We start from the raw sequence: 23537 nt of genomic DNA, 5'->3' as shown, positions 1-23537 counted from the left end.
GAAAGGAGATTGAAAATTGCAGCTTGTAATTGCGGAAAAACCCAGCGTAGCCAGAAACATTGCGAAGGTGCTTCATGCCACAAACGTAAAAGATGGCTACCTGGAAGGAAAAGAATATCTGGTTTCCTGGTGTATTGGGCATTTGATTGAACTGGCTAGTGCGGATCAGTACCGGGATGACTGGAAAGCATGGAAATATGAAACACTTCCCATGATTCCGGAGAATTGGAAATATCAGATTAAAGAAAGTACCAAAGGGCAGTTTCGGGTTTTAAAGGAACTGCTTCACAGAGCAGATGTCACAGAAATTATATGTGCAACAGATGCAGGAAGAGAAGGGGAGTTGATTTTCCGTCTGGTATATAACCAGGCAGAATGTAAACTTCCCTTTAAAAGACTGTGGATTTCTTCCATGGAGGAAAAAGCAATTCTGGAAGGATTTCAGCAGATGAAAGATGGACATGAATATGATAATCTTTATTATTCTGCGGTGGCGAGAAGTGAAGCAGACTGGCTGGTAGGAATTAATGCCACCAGACTGTTTACGGTGCTGTATCACCATCGGTTGATTGTAGGTCGGGTGCAGACACCTACACTTGCAATGCTGGTGGAACGGGAAAAGAGCATCGAGAACTTCCAGAAAGAGAAGTATTATCTGGTTCATCTTCTGATGGATGGATTGGATGCTGTAAGCAACCGGATAAAAGAGAAAAGTGCTGCCGTTCAGATGATGGAGGATATGAAGGATGAAACTGCACAGATTCTTTCAGTAAAGAAAGAGAAGAAAAAGGTACAGCCGCCGAAATTATATGATCTGACCACATTACAGAGGGAAGCAAATCGTCTTCTTGGATTTACGGCACAGCAAACCTTGGACTATACCCAAAGCCTTTATGAGAAGAAACTGGTGACGTATCCAAGGACGGATAGCCAATATCTTACAGATGATATGGAAGAAAATGCGTTTTTGGTTATTGATGCGGTAAATAGAGTATTTCCAGAAATATCAATGAAGGGTTCGGAACCAGAGATAAAAAGACTTTTAAACAGCAAAAAGGTATCAGATCATCATGCAATTATACCAACGGTAGAAATTGCAAACACGGATTTAAAAGCACTTCCGGGTGGAGAAAAAGAAATTCTTATGCTGATTGCATCAAAGTTATTATGTGCATCGGAACAGGAATACATATATGAGAGTATTAAGACTGAAATTTCCTGTCATGGAGAACTGTTTACTGCATCTGGAAAGAATGTTCTCCAATATGGATGGAAAGAAGTGGAAGAACGGTTCTTTAAATCATATGGGAAAAATGCAGAAAAGCCAGAAGAGGAGGAAAGTGATTTTCCAGATATAAAAATAGGACAGGTATTTGAATGTGTTGTTGTAAAATTTAGTGAACATTTTACAGCACCGCCGAAACATTATACGGAGGATACGCTCCTTAGTGCCATGGAACACGCTGGAAGTTCGGATACGATAGAAGACGCAGAGAGAAAAGGGCTTGGAACTCCGGCTACCAGGGCAGCGATTATTGAAAAACTGATTGAGAAAGGCTTTATTGAGCGTAAAAAGAAGCAGATATTACCTACAGCAGATGGAAGAAATCTGATCAGGATTCTTCCGGAAATGATCAAATCACCAAAACTTACAGCAGAATGGGAAAATGATCTGACACTGATTTCCAGAGGCCAGAAAAATGTAGAAGAATTTCTCTTCGAAATTGAAAAAATGGTTACCAAATTGGTAAGTGATAATGGACAGCCAGTGGAAGAATACCAGAAACTATTTTCAGATGGTCGGAAAGAAATTGGAAAATGCCCAAGATGTGGCAATAAGGTTTATGTGGGAAAGAGAAATTATTATTGTTCAGGAAGTGATTGCAGTTTTACTTTATGGAAAAATAACCGATTTTTTGAGAGTCAGGGAAAAATACTTGATGAAGCAACTGTCAGGAAGCTGCTGAGTGAGAAGCAGGTGCATTTCAAAGATCTGGTATCAGAGAAAACAAAAAGGAAGTATGAAGCAACTATAAAGATGGAGGTTTCAGAAACCGGAAATCCAAAGTTTCAGTTGATTTTCCCGGAACGGAAGAAAGGAAAAAAGAATGAAGAATAAAAAAAATATGAGAAGATTTTTGTCGGGATTCTTGGCAATGCTTACAGTGTTATCTACAATTCTATCTCCAATACTGTCCTATGCGGCAGATGTAGTGCCAGAAGAGCCACCGTTATACGAAAAGGTAAAAAATGAACTTGATGCAGATGAGGTGGTAAAAGCAAAAGATCTGGAACTGGAAACAGGCAGTATTTTTGAAGTGGAGAAAGATTTTACCGGACTGGAAATACCAGATGAAAAAAAGGTGAAGATCACTTTCCATGAGGCAAAAAATGAGGAAAAGCAGGACTTTACAACAGATTACGAAGATACATACAAAGCTGTTTATTATGTAGAGCCAGTAAGTGGCCACCCAATTTATCAGATCAATCGTAAGCTGATTGTAAAGGAAGCGGTGGTGCAGGTTGCTGAATCTGAGAATCAGGAATCTGTAAGCAACCAGGAAGATGAGAATGAAGCAGAAGGCGAGGAACCAGCCATAGGCACTGCAGAGAGTGAAGAACCTGTGCAGGATGAGGGAAATGTAGAAATTCCGTCAGAGGATAAAATCTATGAAGAAGTAACTCCGACAGAAATTCCGGTTGAGGAAGAGCCAATAGATACACCAATCCCGGAAAATCCGTCTGAGGAAGTTTCAACAGAAGAACCTGCCATAGATGATAATCCGGATACAGACAGCACATTTGAAGAAATTACAGATACAGATCCGGAAGAAATGCCAGAGGCGACAGACGACTCTTTTACAGATGGAACAGAGAAAACAGAAGATGCAGATGGAAATTATCAGGTAAATATTGTTCGTGGAGAGGAATTTCATATTGAGCTGAACCATGAAGATGGACAGTATCAGCCAGGAGAAACCGTTGTATTTTCCGGAGATATGCCGCAAGGCAGCTTAATTGCAGTAGGAACAACAAAAGTACAGGCAAACCAGACAGAGAATACAGAAGATTTATTGTATTCAGAGGTGACTTATCACGAAGAATCGGATAAATTCAGTTTTGAAATGCCAGCAGATGACATTGACCTAAGTGTTTCCATGGATCAGGCAGAAAATGGTATCATGTTACTTGCAACCGATACTCCATGGGATGATGCAACAAATATTGAAGCAAATAAATATTACTATTATTCAGATGGCCAGCTTCATCCGTTTGATACAGTTATGGGACAGGGTGGAAATGACAGCTACAAATATGTTCGTTACAAAGCAGGCGGAAAGACTTATACAGTAAATGCGTATTGTATGCAGCACTCCATGCAGTCACCTCCAAGTGGGACAACATATAAAAATATGGTTGAACTGGATGAGGGCGGAGATGATAAGTATCTGCGGAAAGCTTTGTTCTATGGATATGGCGGTCCTGGATGGGGACATACATTCAACGGATATAATGTAAAATCCATCATGGAAAAATATGGATGCAGTTCTGAGACAAGAGCCATGCAGCATTATCTGGTTGATTATTTATATGATGGCGAATCCGGATTTGGAGGTGCGCTTTCTACAACCGCTAAAAATATGCTGAAAGAGATTAAAGCAGCTCTTGCTAAAATGCCTGATCCGACAGCAATGAAACTTCTTCCAGGACTTTCCGTTAATGCAACGGGAAAGGAAACAGAAAGTTTTACCTGGAAGGCAAATGAAGCATTTACCATTACCATTCATCTGGAAAATGGTGTGAGCCTTGTCAACGAAACTACAGGAAAGACGGCATCTGGAAATGTCACTGTAAAAGGTGGAGAGAAATTTCATCTTGTAGCTACAACAGCCAATATGGGCAGTCTGAAAGGAAAGTATGCGATCACTTCCAATTTTCCCCTGGATTTCCATGCAATGCTTTTAAAACTGGAGAGTTCACAGGATATTGGATTTGGCTACTATACGGATTCCGCTGATCTGCAGATTACAGTTGACTGGCCGGAAGAAGCAGTTATCGAAATTACAAAGAAAGATGGAGATACTGGGAAAAATCTGGCCGGAGCCGTGTATGGAGTATATAGTGATAACGCCTGCACAAAGCTGATTGTTAAGATGCCGCCAACAGACAGCAATGGTTCTTCACGAGTAACTCTTACCAAGACACAGGATACTGTTTACTTAAAAGAGATTACAGCACCGGAAGGTTATGTTGTCCAGGCTTCTTCGTATGGAGTGAAATTAGTAGTTGGCAGTACAACCAAACAGACTGTAACGGACAAAGAGCAGAAAGGAAATCTGACCGTTTATAAAGAGGGAGAAGTTTTTGTAGGAGCTGTATCTGATGAAAATGGAACTTCATTCCAGTATGAGAAACGCCGTCAGAAAGGAGCCGTTTATAACGTATATGCTGCCGAGGATATTGTAACAGCAGGTGGAAAAACAGTTTACAAAAAAGGCGCAGAAGTAGCGAAAAATCTGATCACAGGTGAGAACGGTTCTGTAACGGTAAAGAATCTTCCGCTTGGAAGCTATAATGTAACAGAAGCACAGGCCCCGGAAAATTTTTATAATGCAAAAGAAACAAAAAAAGTAACCATTTCTTATGCAGGGCAGACTGCAGAAGCGGCTTTCTCAGAGACTACCTTTACAAATGACCGTCAGAAAGCAGTGGTGCAGGTGATAAAGAAAGACAAAGATACTGAAAATACACTATCCGGAGGGCATTTTGCTCTGTTTGCAGCGCAGGATATGAAAACTGTGGATGGAAAAGTAGCGGTAAAAAAAGATGCTCTGATTGAGACTGCAATTACTGGTACTGATGGAAAAGCAGCATTTAAAGCAGATCTTCCAGTGGGATTTTCTTATTATGTAAAAGAAGTCCAGGCTCCGGCTGGTTATGTCAGAAATGAGAAAGATACTTATTCTTTCCAGTTCAGTTATACCAATGATGAACAGGCAAAAATTTCTTTCAGTCATACTTTTGTGAATGACAGGGTCAGTGCTGCAATCTCTTTGAATAAAAAAGATGCCGAGACAAAAGAAAATAAGGCACAGGGAGATGCTTCCCTGGAAAATGCGGTGTATGGACTTTATGCAAGAAACGACATTACCCATCCAGATGGAAAGACAGGCGTTATTTATAAAGCCGGAAGCCAGATTGGTACGCTAACTACCGATAAAGAAGGAAAAGCAAGGATAGAGAATCTTTATCTTGGAGAGTATTACATCAAGGAAATTACCCCATCCGTAGGATATCTGGCAGACGAGCATGAATATGATCTTGTATGCAGTGATGAAGGTGATCTGACAGCGGTTGTAGAAAAAGAGTGTACCTCACTGGAAACGGTGAAGAAACAGCCGTTTGAACTTATTAAAGCTGCCAATAATGGAGACACAGATGCTGCATTACTATCCGGAGCTGGATTTAGTGCATATCTGGTATCTTCTTTGGTGGTAAAAGAGGATGGAAATTATGATTTTTCCTCTGCAGAGCCAGTTGTGATTGGTGAAAATGGAGCAACGGAAATTTTTACAAATGAGAAAGGCTATGTAAAATCCATTGCAATTCCATATGGAACATATCTGGTGAGAGAAACTACAACACCCCATAATTACAAACCTGTAGATGATTTTATTGTCCGGATTACAGAGAATAAACCAACAGAGCCGCAGACATGGAGAGTTCTTTTGGATAAAGAATTTTCTGCAAAACTGAAAATTATCAAACAGGATGATGAGACTAAAAAATCTGTTCTAATTCCGGGAACAGAGTTTAAAATTTATGATATGGATCATGAAAAATATGTAGAGCAGGTAACTACATACCCGACAACTGTTACACATACCTCATATTTCACAGATATAGATGGATATCTGATACTGCCTCAGAATTTAAAAATTGGTCATTATAGAATCGAAGAGGTAACAGCACCGGACGGTTATACCATTAACAAAAATTATGTCGAAATACAGGTGGATACCAATACCCTGTATCAGACGGATCCGGTTTCAGGTGATGCGGTCATTGAAGTGGTATATGAGGACCATTCGGTGAAAGGAAAACTCACTGTACAGAAAAAAGGAGAGGTTCTTTCGACCTATAAGAATGATTTTAGGTATGAAGTTCAAAACCTTTCCGGTGCAGTATATGAAGTATATGCTGCAGAGGATATCTATACAGCAGATTTCCAGAAAGATGATACAGGAAAAAGAATCCTGAAATATGCAAAGGGTGAAAAAGTTGCAGAACTGACAACGGATGAATCCGGAAAAGCAGAGCTTGATAATCTGCCTCTAGGAGAATACAAAGTTGTAGAAAAGACTGCACCGGAGGGATTTGTATTAAATGAAGAAGAACAGAAGATTTCTTTCGTCTATGCAGACCAGAATACACCAGTGATCTCACAGAGTGCAGAGTTTATAAATGACCGCCAGAAAGTAGAAGTGTCAGTTGTGAAAAAAGATGCTGAAAATGAGAAAGGGCTTTCTGGAGCAGAGTTTGGTCTTTACGCAAAAGAGGATATAAAAGCAGGGGATAAGGTACTGGTAAAAGCAGACGAACTGCTTACAAAAGCGGTAACAGGTGAAGATGGAAAAACTGTTTTTGAGCAGGATCTGCCATTTGGAACTTATTATATAAAAGAACTGGCAGCACCAGATGGTTTTGTATCTTCAGATGAGCAGATTGAGGTGACTGCGAAATATCAGGGACAGGAAGTAAAAACAGTAAAACTGGAAACCGTTTTTAAGAATGAACCGACAACAACTGAATTTACGAAATCAGATATTACAACAGGTGTGGAACTTGACGGAGCAACACTGACGGTTTTGGATTCAGACGGAAAAGAAGTAGAAAAATGGACTTCTGTAAAAGGAAAAGCTCATGTAATAAAAAGACTCCATGTGGGAAAAACCTACACACTTCGGGAAGAGTTTGCACCATATGGTTATCTGCAGGCGGAGGAAGTGAAATTTACAGTTTCTGATACTGCAGATGTTCAAAAAGTAGAAATGAAGGATGCTGTTCCGGTTGGACGAATCATCATCAATAAAAAAGGTGAATTTGTCAAGGAAGTTACCTGGAAAGATATGCTGGCAGGCGGCATGGACGCAGCATTTGGCTATGTTACAGGTTCTTTGAAAGATGTTACTTTTGAAATTTATGCAGCGGAGGATATCAAGGCTGCAGATGGGGAAAGCAGTGATTATTATAAAAAGGACGAATTGGTAGCAACAATTACGACAGATGCTCTTGGATATGCAAGAGCAGAAGATCTTCCTTTAGGCAAATATTATGTAAAGGAAAAAGAGACGGCGGATGGATATGTTCTGGATAGAGAAATCAGAGAGGTTGATCTGACTTATCGTGATCAGAATACTCCGGTTGTGACTTATGATGAGGACTGGCAGAATAACCGCCAGAAAGCAAAAGTAACTGTAGTTAAGAAAGAAAAAAATACAGACCGTGTTCTGGAAGGCGGAGTATTTGCACTTTATACAAAGAATGATATTTTAAATGCAGAAGGCGAAGTAATCCTGAAAGCAGATACCATGATCGAGCAGAAAGCTACGGATCAGGATGGAAGGATTGTATTTACGGCAGATCTTCCAATCAATGGCAACTACTATGTAAAAGAAGTGCAGGCTCCTGCTGGATTTGTGACAACAGAAGAAATCAAGGAATTTGATTTTGCTTATGCGGGAGAAGAGGTTGCAGAAGTATCCTTTGAGTTCACTTATGAAGATGAGCCAACTACTTTTGAAATCACAAAATCAGATATTACAACCGGGGAAGAATTACCAGGTGCAAAACTGAAAGTATCCGATTCAGAGGGAAACGTTGTGGATGAGTGGACTTCCGGAAGCACACCACACATCATTAAGGAACTGGAAGTTGGAAAGAAATATATATTAACAGAGACAATTCCTGCTGATGGTTATGCAACTGCAGAATCCATTACGTTTGTAGTAGAAAATACTGCAGATATACAGAAAGTAGAAATGCAGGATGATACAACAAAAATTCTGATCAGTAAAGTTGATATGACAGATGGAAGCAGCGAGGTCAAAGGTGCTAAACTGTATATTCTTAATGAAAACCAGGAAGTTATGGAAAGCTGGACATCTGGTGATCAGCCCCATTATGTAGAGAAACTTTCAGTCGGCACTTATACGTTGTTGGAGGAAACAGCACCGAAAGGCTATATTGTGGCAAATAAAGTGACATTTGAGGTTAAGGACACCGGAGATGTTCAGGGAGCCAAAATGGAAGATGAACAGGCAATGGGCAAGGTAATCTTAAATAAAACGGATAAAGATACCAAGAAGCCAATGAAAGGTGTAGAATTTGCCCTTTGTGACAGCAAAGGTAAAGTTCTGGAAACTCTGGTAACAGACAGTGCTGGCCATGCAGAATCAAAGAATTATCCGATTGCGACTTTTAAGAATGGGCAGTATAAAAAAGCAATCACATATATCCTGAAAGAAACAAAAACACTGGATGGCTATCAGCTTGATGAAACCGAGCATAAGATTCAGTTTGAATATGTCAATGACCGTACTCCTGTGATTGAATATACTCTGGATCTGACAAATAAGAAAGCTCCGGAAAAAGACACTCCGGAAACATCAGAAAACCAGGGAGTCAGCACTCCTGGTTCCCATGGTTCTGATGCGACTTCTGTATCCAATTCACCAAAAACAGGAGATAATACAAATATTGCTATTTTTGTGCTGGCACTTGCAGTATCAGCAGGATGTCTGGGAACTGTAGTGACAGTTAAGAGAAAACGCAAATGATAATATAAATAGTGTTCTGGGGCTGTGGTTACTGCACAGCCCCATTTTGAAAAGGAGAAGAAATTGAAATTAGGAGCAAGAATAAGAAAAATCCGTATGTTTCGCAACATAACTCAAAAGGAATTGGGACGCAGATTAGGATATGGGGAAAGTAGTGCGGATGTGAGAATCGCCCAATATGAAAGTGGACAGCGTACACCGAAGCAGGAAACGCTTATCCGGATAGCAGAAATATTGGAAGTTGATGTCCGAAATTTTTTAAGTCCTGGAATTGCGACAATGGACGAATTAATGGAAACTTTATTCTGGATGGATGAAGAAAATAGAGGGCTTTTTCATCTGTTCCTGCTAAATGATTCAGAAAGTGAAATAGTTGGAATCACAATGAGGGATAAAAAAACAATGTCTTATCTGCAGGAATGGATGGGGAAAAAGCAGAAATTGGGCGATGGAAGAATCACAGAAGAGGAATATCTGGAATGGAAACTGCATTGGCCAGAGAATAAGAGAAAAACAGAATATAAAACCGTATGAAGTAAAAAGGAATTGCTTTGCGGAGAGTTACCTGTTAGAATATTACTGGAGTAACCGTGTACAGGGTTGGTAAAAACCTCCTGGATTTTCAGATTCCGTTAAGGGATACAGAAGAAGGGAGGTGGAGCGAATGGATACATACGAAGTCTTGAGCTTATTGTTCTTAGGCGGTACGTTTCTGATTGCTTTGCTTGCCTATTTGGATAATAGGGACAACAAGCGAAAAAAATAGCCTACCCTGTCTGCCAACAGGATAGGCAGCTCTCTTTGAGAGCAAAATAAATTAAAACCTAATCCAGGAGCATCCACCTTGTGGGCGGTTACTCTTTTCAATTAGAATATAGCATTTTCTCTCCGAAAAGTAAAGTACATTTTATGCAGCCAATTCTAAAAAAGAGTGGGCTGTTTTTTTATTGATAGGAGGGAAGTTTAATGTCTAAACTACAGGACATCCGAAACTTGGTGCAGGAACATGCCGTATCAGTGAGCAGTTCGCCAGGGGATTGGATGGATTATATGGACACAGCATCAAGGTTATATCGTTATTCTTTTTCAGATCAGCTTCTGATCCATGCACAGCGTCCAGACGCAACAGCCTGTGCATCACTGGAACTATGGAATGAAAAGATGTTACGCTGGGTAAATCGTGGTGCAAGAGGAATTGCCTTGTTTGATGAAACCTGGCAGAATACCAAACTTCGTTATGTGTTTGATATTTCGGATACCCACATGGTAGCCGGAGGCAGAAGCCCATATCTTTGGAAGATGCAGGAACACCAGAGAGAAGAGATCCTCACCCATCTGGCAGAAGTCTATGCTCTGGAAGAAAAGGATGCGGCAACTTTGCAGGACGCATTGATGGCGGTCGCAAGGGAAATGGTCAATGACAATCTGGAGGAATACCTGGATGGATTGGAATATGCTGTAGAAGGTACTTATCTGGAAGATCTGGATGAGGTGACGATCCGCAGTGATTTTCGTCAGCTGGCAACAGACAGTGTTTACTATCTGCTTTCCAGGCGATGCGGGCTTGACCCGATGGAACTTCTGGAAGAAGAGGACTTCATGCATATCACAGATTATAACCGTCTGTCAGTTCTCACCTTCCTTGGAAATGCGGCAAGCCAGCTCAGTGAGAGTATTCTGATTGATATTGGAAAGACCGTACATAAAATTTCTCTGGAAGAAGCGAGAAAAGAGGTTGAAAATTCCAATGAAAGGAATTATAATAACTTTACCACGTTAATGCACGAAATTAAAAACCAGGATGCAGAAACGAAAAAAGAAGAAAATATTGAAAATGAAGGAGGAACCGATTATGGAACTGACATATCATCGCAAGGGAGATTACCTGTTTCCGAATCTGACCGTCGAAGAGGAAGAAGTGACGATCGGGAAATATGGGATGCTGCGGAGGACATTTCTGAAAGAACACAAGAACAGCCTTTATCAGAGCCTGTTCCTGACCGGGAAGCTGAACAGCCATCTGGAACAGATCGAGAAAGCAGCACAGGAGAGAATGGACAGCCAGATGGAGAAACTGCTGGAGAAGAATCCGGCACCGGACAAGGAAGCAGATCCGATGGCATGGACAGCACACATGAACGCACTGATGGCAACAGCGGAAGAGAGCATCTTGACGGAATTGGTATACAGTTAGTCGAAGATACAAGAGAAGATGGATTGAGTAAAGCAGAGGAAGAGATCGCCTCTGCTTTATCTTTGCCCGAATATCCCACCGCAGATGAACAAAGGCGGCAGATCGAGGAAAGAGCAGCTGCCCTTTATGCCGGAGAAATCCAGATTCCAGAGGAAGTTGTCGATGAGATTTTACGGACAGGAGGAAACCGGAAAGCCAGCCAGCTCCGGATCATCTATAATTTCATGAGTGAACAGACACCGGAGGAATATACGGAGTTTGTGAAGCGTGAATACCGCAAAGGGGGAAAAGGTTTTCAGATTGATGGAAATGAATATTCGGTCTGGTTTGATGAAACCGGGATGCAGATCGCAGTAGGGCATACAGTTACAGACCATATCTTAGATAAGGCATTTTTATCATGGGAAGATGTCAGCGGACGTATCCATCAGCTTTTAGACCAGGGTGAATATGCACCGCAGTCTGTATTGGATGCGGCAAGAAGTAATGCAGTAAAAGAACACGCCCAGGCTCTTGCTTATATGAAAGGGGATATGGCAGAAGGAGTAGCGGAGATTGTTTTCGATGAGGAGGATTTACCACATCTTCGCAGTATCTATCCGGAGATCACGGATTATCTGGAAGAAAAGCTGGAGGATCTTCAGTGGCTTTCGGAACTGAATGAAAGACTGGATGCACTGGCAGAAGCCTATGAAGAAAATCATTTTATTATGCGTTTCCATCATTATAATCCTATAAATATCTCAAAGCAGTTTCAGAAGTTTGCGGATGAGGTGATTCCTTATCAGGCTAGGGAGGGCTTTGCCTGGAAAGAACATCCGATGTTCATTACACAGGATGAGATTGATGCTTATCTTGCAGGAGGTGGAGCGTATTCGCAGGGCAGGCTTAGGACGTATTCCTTTTATCTGCTGCATGAAGATGAAAGATCGAGGACAGGTTTTATCAAGGAACAGTATGGGATCGGTGGAAGCAGTCACGCACTGTCTGGTGCCGATGATTCACACGCAAACTATGATGGAAAAGGATTGTTTCTTGCAAGAGGTGCTTATGGGAATCCATATACGTCAATTTTATTATCCTGGAATAAAGTTGCAAACAGAGTAGATTATCTGATAAAGAATGACCAGTTCCTGCAGGCAGAAGATTATGCTCGTATGCCGGAATATGAACGGGAGCAGATGGCGAATAAGGTACTCCGCTTTTATGACCGTCTTCCGGAAGAGATAGACAGACCATTTACGGATGATTTCTTCTGGGAAAAACCAGGAAAAGAAATGGTGTCAGTTTTAGAGAATCCAGAGCAGACAGAAGAACTGTTACAGAAGATGGATGCAGCATTGGCAGCTCTTCCATTGGATTTTGAAGCGTATGGGACAAATTACCAGCAGAAAACAGAACTTCTTTCAGAACTTCACCAGTATGCAGAAGGAACCTATACGATTTTCCCGACACCGGAAGCAGAACCGTCTTTTGCGGAACCATCCGGACACCAGATGACCATGTTTGATTTCTTGGATACGAAGGCAGTGGCAGAACCGACCGTAGTAGATATGTCAGATGTGGAGGAAATAGAAGAGGAAGAGGTTACTGCCAGAGAAGATATTCTGGAAAATCAGAAACAGGAAACAACGAAAGATTCTGGGGAGCGGGAAGCAACTGAATCAGAAGAAAAGATAACAGCTAAAACAGCAGAAGAACTGGCAGAGTCCTGGGATGAAGGTGTTTTTGAATATCTGGGGTATCATTTTGAAGCAGTAGGGGTATTGCCGGAAGGAATAGAAGGAAAAGATTTGGTTGCACAGACCCGTTCCAATACAGAACTGCATTTATCAACCTATCATACAGAAGATTTCCCAAAGTATTCTTATGATGATTTTTATGCAGTCAGCAATGCACCAACTGCCGATGTGTTCCGGTGTCTGGAAACCGGACGCAATTATATTCCCGGAGAAAATGAACTGTTTGGATATGAGGGAGAATTCCAGCCATATTTAAAACCGGAAGTAGAAAAGATTGTAACAAAACCACACAACTTCCATATCCGGGATAATGACCTTGGTGCAGGCGGACCTAAAGCAAAGTATAAGGCAAATATGGAAGCCATCCATTTGTTACAGACTTTGGAGAAAGAAGAGCGTCTGGCAACACCTGAAGAGCAGGAAATCTTATCCCGTTATGTTGGCTGGGGTGGTATCCCACAGGCATTTGAGGAGAGTAACAGCAGTTGGGCAAATGAGTATCTGGAATTAAAGAATACTTTATCGCCAGAAGAATACAGTGCAGCAAGGGCATCGACCTTAAATGCTTTTTATACATCCCCGATCGTGATCCGAAGTATGTATGAAGCATTGGAAAACATGGGACTGAAACAGGGAAATATCCTGGAGCCGTCCTGTGGTGTCGGTAACTTTATGGGACTGATCCCGGAGAGTATGAGCAAAGCCAATATGTATGGTGTGGAACTTGACCCGGTTTCGGGCAGGATCGCAAAACAGCTTTACCAGAAAAACAAGATTGCCGTGCAGGGATTTGAGGAAACCAGTTATCCGGACAGCTTTTTTGACTGTGTGATAGGCAATGTTCCGTTTGGAGCGTATCAGGTCAGTGACCGCAGATATGACCGGCATCATTTTATGATCCATGATTATTTTATTGCAAAATCCCTTGATCTGGTGCGTCCCGGTGGCGTAGTGGCTGTGGTAACTTCCAGTGGAACGATGGATAAGCAGAATCCGGCAGTGAGACAGTATATCGCAAACCGGGCAGAACTGCTTGGAGCCATCCGATTACCGAATAATGCGTTCCAGAGAAATGCCAATACCAGCGTTGTTTCTGATATTCTGTTTTTCCAGAAAAGAGACAGGGCATCCATTGAGGAACCGGAATGGTTAAATTTAAAGGAAATGCCGGAAGGCTATTCAGTCAATGCTTATTTTGCAGAGCATCCGGAAATGGTGCTTGGTGAATTTACCACAGAAAGCACTCAGTATGGAAAGCAGGAAGTGACTGTAAAACCAAAAGAAGGCGTTACCTTAGAAGAACAGTTAAAAGAAGCTATCAGGAATATCCATGGCATGATCACGGAACTGGAACTTTCGGATACAGAGCTGGAGGAGGATGTTGTCTCTATCCCGGCAGACCCGGATGTAAAGAATTTCAGTTTTACCGTAGTGAATGAGGAAGTCTATTACCGGGAAAATTCTGTGATGAACCGCATGGAGCTTCCGGCAATGACAGCGGAACGTGTCAAAGGGATGGTGAAGATTCGTGATATTACGAATGAACTGATTCAGTGCCAGATGGAAGAGGAAAGCGATGAACAGATCACAAAGCTGCAGGAAAAACTTAATGAAGAATATGATACTTTTACAGCAAAGTATGGTCTGCTTAGCAGTAATGCCAATAAGCGGGCATTTAGCCAGGACAGCAGCTATTGTCTTTTGACTTCTCTGGAATTTCTGGATGATAAGGGAGAACTGAAACGGAAAGCGGATATTTTTACCAAAAGGACAATCCGCAGGGCAGAAACGGTAACTTCTGTAGATACTGCCAGTGAAGCACTTGCGGTTTCTATCGGTGAGAGGGCAGGCGTTGACCTTTCCTATATGGCACAGCTTTCCGGGAAAACAGAAGAGAAGCTTACCGAAGAACTGGCAGGGGTAATCTTTAAGAATCCGATTAGTGAAAAATGGGAGCCATCGGACGAATATCTTTCTGGAAATGTGAGGGAGAAACTGCAGATCGCCAAACAGTTTGCAGAAGATCACCCGGAATATCAGGTGAACGTGCAGTATTTGGAGCAGGTACAGCCAAAAGATCTGGATGCGTCAGAGATTGAGGCAAGACTTGGGGCAACCTGGATCTCCGAGGATTACATTACACGGTTTATGGCAGAGACATTCCATACACCAAGATATTATGTAGGGAGCAAGGTCAAAGTCCAGTATGCAGAAGTGACCGGACAGTGGAATGTTATGGGAAAGAATGTGGACAGCTACGGAAATGCCCTTGTTACTTCCACATATGGAACACAGAGAGCCAATGCCTACCGCCTTTTGGAAGATGCCTTAAACCTTAGAGATACCAAAATTTATGACACGGTACAGGATGCCGATGGGGAACACCGGGAATTAAACCGGAAGGAAACGATGCTGGCACAGCAGAAGCAGGAGCTGATCAAAGAGGAATTTAAGGAGTGGATATTTAAAGACCTGTACCGAAGGGAAGATCTCTGTAAGATTTATAATGAACGATTTAACAGCATCCGTCCACGGGAATATGATGGAAGCCATATTCAGTTTGTCGGCATGAACCCGGAGATCACCCTGATGCCGCACCAGAAAAATGCAGTGGCTCATGTGCTGTATGGAAATAATACGTTACTGGCTCATTGCGTAGGAGCAGGGAAGACGTTCCAGATGATCGCAGCCGGTATGGAATCAAAACGGCTGGGACTCTCACAAAAAAATCTTTATGTCGTGCCAAACCATCTGACCGAGCAGTGGGGCAGTGATTTCCTACGTCTCTATCCGGGAGCAAATATCCTGGTGGCAACGAAGAAGGACTTTGAGCCGGCAAACCGAAAACGGTTCTGTTCCCGTATTGCGACAGGGGATTATGATGCCGTGATTATCGGCCATACGCAGTTTGAGAAAATCCCTCTTTCAAGAGAACGGCAGATTGCCATGCTGGAAGATCAGATCGCAGATATTACGTTTTCCATTGAAGAAGCAGCACATCAGGCAGGGCAGAATTATACCATCAAGCAGTTGGAAAAAACAAAGAAAAGCCTGCAGGCGAGGATGAAGAAACTCAATGACCAGACCAGAAAGGATGATGTAGTAACTTTTGAGCAGTTAGGTGTAGACAGACTGTTTGTGGACGAAAGCCATAGTTTTAAGAACCTTTTCTTGTATACAAAAATGCGGAATGTGGCGGGTATCTCACAGACGGATGCACAGAAAAGTTCGGATATGTTTATGAAATGCCGGTACATGGATGAACTGACAGGCGGCAGAGGGATCACCTTTGCTACAGGTACTCCCGTATCGAACAGTATGACGGAGCTTTACACTATCATGCGTTATCTCCAGTATGACACACTCATGCGTATGGGTATGGGACACTTTGATTCCTGGGCGGCAACGTTCGGGGAGACAGTAACCGCAATCGAATTATCACCGGAAGGAACGGGCTATCGTGCAAAAACACGGTTTGCCCGTTTTTTTAATCTTCCGGAGCTGATCTCCATTTTTAAGGAAGCTGCGGATATTCAGACTTCGGATATGCTGAACCTTCCCGTACCGGAAGCAGAGTTTATCAATGAAGTTTTAAAACCAAGTGAAGAACAGCAGGATATGGTAGCTGCATTTTCAGAACGTGCAGAATCAGTAAGGGCAGGAATGGTAAATCCGACAGAGGACAATATGCTCAAGATTACCAATGACGGAAGAAAATGTGCATTGGATCAGAGGTTATTAAATGAAATTCTCCCGGATGCCGAAAAAAGCAAGGTCAATACCTGTGTGGAAAATGCTTTTCAGGTATGGGATGAGGGAAAGACAGACCGGACAACCCAGCTGATCTTTTGTGACTTGTCTACTCCAAAAGGGGATGGGACTTTCAACGTATATGATGATGTCCGGAACAAACTGGTTGCCAGAGGAATCCCGAAAGAAGAGATTGCTTTTATCCATGAATACAACACGGAGGCAAAGAAAGCGGAACTGTTTGCAAAGGTGCGGGCCGGACAGGTGAGAATCCTCATGGGTTCTACACCGAAACTCGGTGCTGGTACCAACGTGCAAGACAGGCTCATTGCTCTGCATCACCTTGACTGTCCGTGGAAGCCGTCTGATCTGGAACAGCAGGAAGGACGTATTTTAAGACAGGGAAACCAGAATGACAAAGTAAAGATATTTCGGTATGTGACGGAGAACACTTTTGATGCGTATATGTGGCAGATTTTGGAGAATAAGCAGAAGTTCATCAGTCAGATCATGACCAGTAAATCCCCGGTCAGAGCTTGTGAAGATGTGGATGATACGGCACTGTCCTATGCAGAGATCAAGGCACTTGCTACAGGAAATCCGTATATTAAGGAAAAAATGGATCTGGATGTGCAGGTGAGTAAGCTGAAACTCTTAAAGGCAAACCATACCAGTCAGATTTACCGTCTGGAATCCGATATTGCAAAGAATTTCCCGGTACAGATCAGTGCATTGAAAGAACGGATTGCCGGAATGCAGGTGGATTCGCAGGTAGTAAAAAGCGTGGATTTACAGGATAATGACACATTTGCCATGACGGTAGGAAATGTCCTTTATGAAGATAAGAAAGAAGCAGGCGAAGCGTTGATCGCTGCCTGTGCAGGGCTAAAAACTGTTAGCACCGGCGGAAAGGTCGGGGAATATCATGGGTTTACGTTATCTGCTTCCTACAATATGTTCTCCAATGCATTTGAACTGACGGTCAAAGGAAAATGTTCTTATAAGCTGGAAATCGGAAAAGACCCGATAGGAAATATGCAGCGTATCCATAACACGCTTTCTTCCATTGACAGGAAGCTGACGGAAAGTGAGCAGAAATTGGAAACTGTACAACAGCAGCTTGCTACTGCACAGAAAGAGGTAAAAAAGCCATTTCCGAAAGAAGCAGAACTGAATGAAAAGCTGGAACGATTATCCGAGTTAAATGCCTTGCTGAACATGGATGAAAAGGGCAATGAGACGATTATGGCAGATGAGGATATTGGCAGAGAAGGAAGCAGCACAGACAGCAGGGATGCCGTAGAAGAAAAAGAACTTCCGGAAACAGCAGACAGAATCCATAAGCCATCTATTCTGGAACGCTTAAAGCAGGAGAAGACACAGCAGAATACAGCGGAACAGACCGTTACACAGAAAACTGCAAAGAAAAAACACGAACAGGAGTTATAAAAGATTTTCCGTCAGAGTTTTCTCTGGCGGGGCATAAAATGGAGGGTTTGTTTATGGCAAATAATATAGAAAAACAGTTAAAAGAAATATCGGAACGGCTGGAACAGGGAGTAAAGGAAATCTTTACTTCGGAGAGATATACCGAATATCTGAATACCATGTCAAAGTTCCACAATTACAGCTTTAATAACACACTGCTGATCACCATGCAGAAACCGGAAGCAACATTGGTAGCGGGGTATCAGGCATGGCAGAAGAAATTCAACCGACAGGTAAAAAGAGGGGAAAAAGGCATCCAGATTATTGCCCCGGCTCCGTTTAAAGAGAAACAGGAGATTGAAAAAACTGATCCGGAAACAGGCGAGATTGTGATCGGGGAAGATGGACAGCCGGAAACAGAAGTAGTAGAGCGTGTTATTACAAAATTCCGGGTTACGACAGTATTTGATGTCAGCCAGACCACAGGAGAACCGATTCCAGAGTTTGAGGTATCAGAACTGGATGGAGATGTTTTGATCTACCATGATTTTATGGAATCATTAAAAATGGTTGCCCCGGTTCCTATCCGTTTTATTGAGATTGATGGGGAGGCGAAAGGCTTTTATCAGCTTGTCGATAAATATATTGCTATCCAGCCTGGCATGAGTGAGGCACAAACCATGAAAACAGCGGTGCATGAAACCGCACATGCAGTATTGCATGATCGTGATCAGATGGAAGCAGAGGGCATCGTAAAAGATCAGCTTACAAGGGAAGTAGAAGCAGAAAGTGTTGCCTATGTGGTATGTAACCATTTCGGACTGGACACATCGGAGTATTCTTTTTCCTATATTGCAAGCTGGTCTTCCGGTAAAAATATGAAAGAGCTTCGTGCTTCTATGGACACCATCCGTAAGACTTCTGCTGATATGATCGGACAGATTGAGGAAAAACTCAAAGAACTTCAGATAGAAAGAGCAGAGCAGGAAGCAGATGTTGTGGAGCAGACAGAAGAAATGAGTGCCATGCAGTATGCAGAACAGACTATTAATCGTCTGGAGCAGGAACGGACGATTTTCAGCAATGACCAGAGAAATCTTATCGTGAATTTTGCTTATAAACTGGATGATAGGGAAGCAATGGAAAAACTGGCAGAGAATCTTGCAGAATCTATTCTGGATGGAAACAGAGAAGCGGTACTAAAATTGATTGGAGAAGCGGAGGAACAGATTGAAAGTCTGCCGGATTCGATGATTGGTTTATCAGAATTGCATGAAGCCGGATTTTATTCAGAAAGTATGCTTCCGCTTACCAGGGAGCGGGCAGTGGAATTGCACCATGAGGGAGTAACGGTTTATGGACTGACCGGAGCAGTTGGTGGTCAGGAACAGTCGCAAAGAATTATGAATCTGGAACTGGATATTTTACAGCATGACGGGTTATTCGGAGTGACGAAATTTGAATGGGAAAATTACCGGAGAAGTCAGGAAACGATTATGACACCGGAAGAAAAAGCAAAGATCAAAGAAACACTTCTTTTAGAAAGTGATGGAAACCGCTATGGAATTTACCAGATCAACAGTAGACAGGAAGAAAGAGGGTATCAGTTTTTAAGTCTGGAAGCGGCAAAAGAAATGGGATTTACCGTAGATGGCAAAGACTATCAGATGGTTTACAGTGAAAGACTGAGGGATGCTACGACACTGGATAATCTCTTTGAGCGTTTTAATATAGAACGACCAAACGATTTTACTGGGCATTCCATGTCAGTCAGTGATGTGATCATTATGAACCGGGGCGGCAGATTAACCGCATACTATGTAGATTCTTTTGGATTTACAGAACTGCCGGACTTTGTAGCACAGAGAGCTGAAATGTTAAATGCCAATCCAGTAAAAGCATATCCGGAAGTTTATATGGGAACTTTGGAAAAGGCTATGCAGGAGAGAAATGTAGATGCTTACCTGGATTCCAGAAAACTGAACATTGACTGTAAAAATGCAATTGAACAGGCAATCACAGAGGGATTCGACGGTATGCGTTTAAATCCAGATGCTGCAGTAGGCGTGTTTGAAAAATACGGGGAAGAACGAGTTGCATTTGTTCTGGCAAATACATTGAAACAGCTTTCCTATGATGGAAGATTTTCTGATGGCAATAAACGGTGGGCAGATGGCATTGATATTCCGGAAAATATCAGTCGGGGAATGGATCTGAACAGGGACTATATTGTGGGCAGCCATCCTGCAGTCCTGAATGGATTTATTGATATGGCAAGAAAAGAAATCCGTACCCGGAAACTGGAAGAGGTGCTTGGTGTGAAAAATCAGCATATCACTGAAACTACAAGAGGGTATGACGCAGAAGGACATACAGGCACCTGGTATGCGATGGATATGAAAACATATCATGGGGAGCGATTCTTCCAGATGCGAAATGAGGAATACGGTCAGGACGTGGCAGATATTATCGTATCGGAAAATGGGACACTGGTGGCAGAGGACATCTGGCATGGATTTGATGAAGGAGCCAGGGAAGCTATTTCAGAATATCTGGAAGAAAATGGTGCAACGGTGTATGACCTGATAGATCTTCCAGACCAGGCAACAGTCATCTTAGCAGACGGAACAGTTATGAAAATCATGGAACAGCAGCCAATCAGTACAGATACATGGGAGCCGACACTGACCGGACAGAATCTGCGGGGTGAAGAACAGAAATTCAGCTTTTTCGAGATACATAAAGTCAGAGAAAATAATGGCATTGACCTGAAAATGCCAGAAAATCATTATATTGACCAATATTATGTGATCGAAGATCTGGCAGCAAAAGGTGGGATGAAGATCGAGAGATATAAGGATTTGGGAGCTGCCCTTGGAGCATATTACTCTCTGCCTAATCATAAAATGAAAGCTCTTGGAATTGAAAATACAGCACCGTTGCGAGGTAGTCTTGATTTTATTCAGTGTAAGAATGGAATAGATACATTGATTTATGATTGCCAGGAAGTGGAAGGATGGCTGAATCCGCAGATATACAATACTTTTAAAGAGATAGGAAACAGTCTGGCAGTGCATGATACAGAGATAGCATACCAGATTGGAGATCAGTATTTTACAATTCAGACGGTAGAAGATGGTTATGATTATACATTCTATGATAAAGATTATCTGGAACTGGATGGCGGCGTTTATGATGATCCGACTATTTCTATTACTGAAGCAATGGAGAATATTTTGGAAGAGGAAGGACTTTCGATAGAAGATGCAAGCGTGATGGATTATGAAGAAATGTATGCAGAAATTGAATATGCAGAAGAAGAGAGACTGGAGAAGATACAATTTGAACGTACTTGCCCAAAGGCTTTTTTTGATGGTTATGACAGGGAAGCGGCATTAAAAAGTTATGAGGGAATAACCGTACAATTTAAAATGTCTGGTATGTATTTAACAGTGCAACCGACGGAGGATGGCTATAAATACCTGGTTTATGATCAGGAACTTCATGAAATTTCAGGAGATGCCTGTGGAAATCCAGAAGATTCTATTCAGAAAGCAATGTATGCCAGCTTGAAAAATGAAGGATTGGAAGATGTTGAATGTGTAAAAGTTGATGACAGGGAGTTTCGGGATAAGGTAATCAGTCATTCTAAAGAAGTGCTGGCCAGTGGAGATGTTCGATTCACTTCGGAACTTGGCAGATGTGAAACAGCATTGAATGGGATGGACAGGGCAGAAATTGAATATGAAGTTTTATTTCATGCAAGAGCTGTTCTGGAAGAAATGGGACTGGAAAATGAAGTTACATTGATTGGGGCGAGAGTACATGGTTCCAGAAGCAGAGATGACCTGTATCGTGCAGATTCTGATCTTGATGTGGTGCTTTCTTATCGAGGAAATATTCGAGAGGATAGTTTTTTTAACGAATTGAATTCGTATGGTATGGCAATAGCAGGCATTAAAGTAGACATTAACCCAATCTTAGAAGAAAGAATTACTTTGGCAGAGTATATAAAGGAATCGGAAGCCTATCTTGATCAGCAGGAAATCAGGAAACTCGCAGTGGACTTGGATAATTTTAGTTATGAATATGATACTTATGAATATAAAGATACCGTTGAAAATAGGGAAGAACAGGTTGAGAAACTCACAGAGGATATTTTGAACAAGGAGACAGCAGGTTTAAAAGACTGGCTGACTGAGGTGGCAGAAGAATCGGATATAGACAGTGATGTGATAACTGCCCGGTCATTACTTTCCCGTTTGGAAAATGCAGAAACCTTTTCTATCTTTACCAGACAACCAGAACAGGAGCAACCAGAAGCTACGATTACTTTTTATGTGGCAGAGTGCATGGAGTTTCCGGTCATGGGAGAGTACCATAATAATCTTACTCTGGAAGAAGCGATTAAAATTTATGAAAGTATTCCGGCAGATCGCTTGCATGGAGGTAAAGGGATTGGATTTGATCTGCAGGATGGAGATAAGGATTATTCCGGGGAATATGAACTGATGTGTTGGGATAGAGTAGACAGGGAACTGATAGATATGATTCCTCATTATAAGGAAAGCCCATTAGTACAGAAAGCAATTAACGATATGGAAAAGTATCTGAATGAGAAACATGGAAAAGTGCAGGAAGCAGAACAGACTGTGGAAGTGAAACAGGAAGTTTCAGAAGCACCAGTCAAGAAAGAATCCGTATCAGTGGAAGAGAACCAGACACAAAAGAAAGAGCCGGCAAAGGGCGAAAGAGGGGAATTGAAAAAATCTGTACTGCAGTCGTTGAAAGAGTTTCAGGCAAGGGCAAAAGCACAGGAACAGAAAAATAAAGAAGCAGAAAAATCCAAAGCACATAAGAAGGGGGATGTAGAATTATGATGGATCTGGCAATGAACTTTGATACAGACGAATGTTTAGTAACCGCAATGTTTGATAAAGGGAACAGAAATGACACGATGGAAGCAATCGACCATATCATTCCATTCCTGAAAGGGGATGCGGACATGATCGGGCTTGTCTGCAATACCATAAGAAAGCTGTTCTGCATGAGTGATGAAGGCTATGAGACTTTTCTTATGGACTTGGAAGATTATAAATCGAAACTGGAAGAGGAGGAATGAATTCAAGCCAGTGTGTAGTAAAGCGAAGGAAAAAGTGTCAGCATTGAGAAGTGTTAACAGGTATATATTGGAAGAATTCAGCCAGGGGAACTCTGGCTGATATAAAAACACATCTGCAGAAACAGTGACTGAAGAAATTTTGAGTAGTGGAATTGGGAAGAAGTATTTAGATACTATAATAAAGAGATTAGCTGGCTTGTATACTGACAGAGAGGACATAGTAAACAGATTTGCGTTATTATCAGGGATTGTAGGGAGATTCCGAAGAGCTTTTGTTCAGATGATGAAACAATAGGATTGGTACAGGAAATATATGGAACAAAAGTTAATAAAGGGATTTGTTGCGTTTTCCGCTATAATAATCTGCCAGCAAAGAATGTGTTGCCTGAATATGTTTGTGATTATAAGAAACGAGCAGGGTTATTTCAAAGATCTGCAGATTTAGAGTAGTTCTTTTTTTC

The 23537-nt window shown here is 41.9% G+C and carries 7 protein-coding genes; all 7 read left to right on the top strand.

Annotation, left to right across the window (positions count from 1 at the left end; genetic code table 11):
* Positions 1-16 precede the first annotated feature (16 nt).
* The 7 genes from ACTQWB_RS12985 to ACTQWB_RS12955 all read left to right on the top strand — a co-directional run bounded on the left by ACTQWB_RS12985 (position 17) and on the right by ACTQWB_RS12955 (position 23076).
* Positions 17-2119 (top strand): DNA topoisomerase 3, encoded by a 2103-nt coding sequence (locus ACTQWB_RS12985; RefSeq protein ID WP_288788168.1) that lies wholly within the window; start codon positions 17-19, stop codon positions 2117-2119.
* Positions 2109-8840 carry a SpaA isopeptide-forming pilin-related protein gene (locus ACTQWB_RS12980; RefSeq protein ID WP_288788167.1) on the top strand — a complete coding sequence of 2244 codons (6732 nt, stop codon included), beginning with the start codon at positions 2109-2111 and terminating at the stop codon, positions 8838-8840. Before ACTQWB_RS12985 ends, ACTQWB_RS12980 begins: the two co-directional genes overlap by 11 nt.
* Positions 8841-8903: 63 nt before the next feature.
* Positions 8904-9374 (top strand): helix-turn-helix domain-containing protein, encoded by a 471-nt coding sequence (locus ACTQWB_RS12975; protein WP_114002924.1) that lies wholly within the window; start codon positions 8904-8906, stop codon positions 9372-9374.
* Positions 9375-9504: 130 nt separating this feature from the next.
* Entirely contained in the window at positions 9505-9606 is a 102-nt protein-coding gene (locus tag ACTQWB_RS12970) for a putative holin-like toxin (RefSeq protein ID WP_015524590.1), read from the top strand.
* A gap of 200 nt (positions 9607-9806) precedes the next feature.
* Complete coding sequence (locus ACTQWB_RS12965) at positions 9807-17975, top strand: DEAD/DEAH box helicase family protein (protein ID WP_441501974.1); 8169 nt, start codon at positions 9807-9809, stop codon at positions 17973-17975.
* 53 nt (positions 17976-18028) lie between these two features.
* Positions 18029-22834, top strand: a complete 4806-nt coding sequence (locus tag ACTQWB_RS12960; RefSeq protein WP_015541266.1) for a DUF3849 domain-containing protein — start codon at positions 18029-18031, stop codon at positions 22832-22834.
* Entirely contained in the window at positions 22831-23076 is a 246-nt protein-coding gene (locus tag ACTQWB_RS12955) for a transposon-transfer assisting family protein (RefSeq protein ID WP_015541267.1), read from the top strand. The genes ACTQWB_RS12960 and ACTQWB_RS12955 overlap by 4 nt, the downstream gene beginning before the upstream one ends.
* Positions 23077-23537 lie beyond the last annotated feature (461 nt).

Origin of the sequence: Blautia sp. HCP3S3_H10_2 (genome assembly GCF_052122375.1) — a bacterium.
Classification (GTDB): domain Bacteria; phylum Bacillota; class Clostridia; order Lachnospirales; family Lachnospiraceae; genus Blautia_A.
This window is presented reverse-complemented; position numbering and strand designations above follow the sequence as displayed.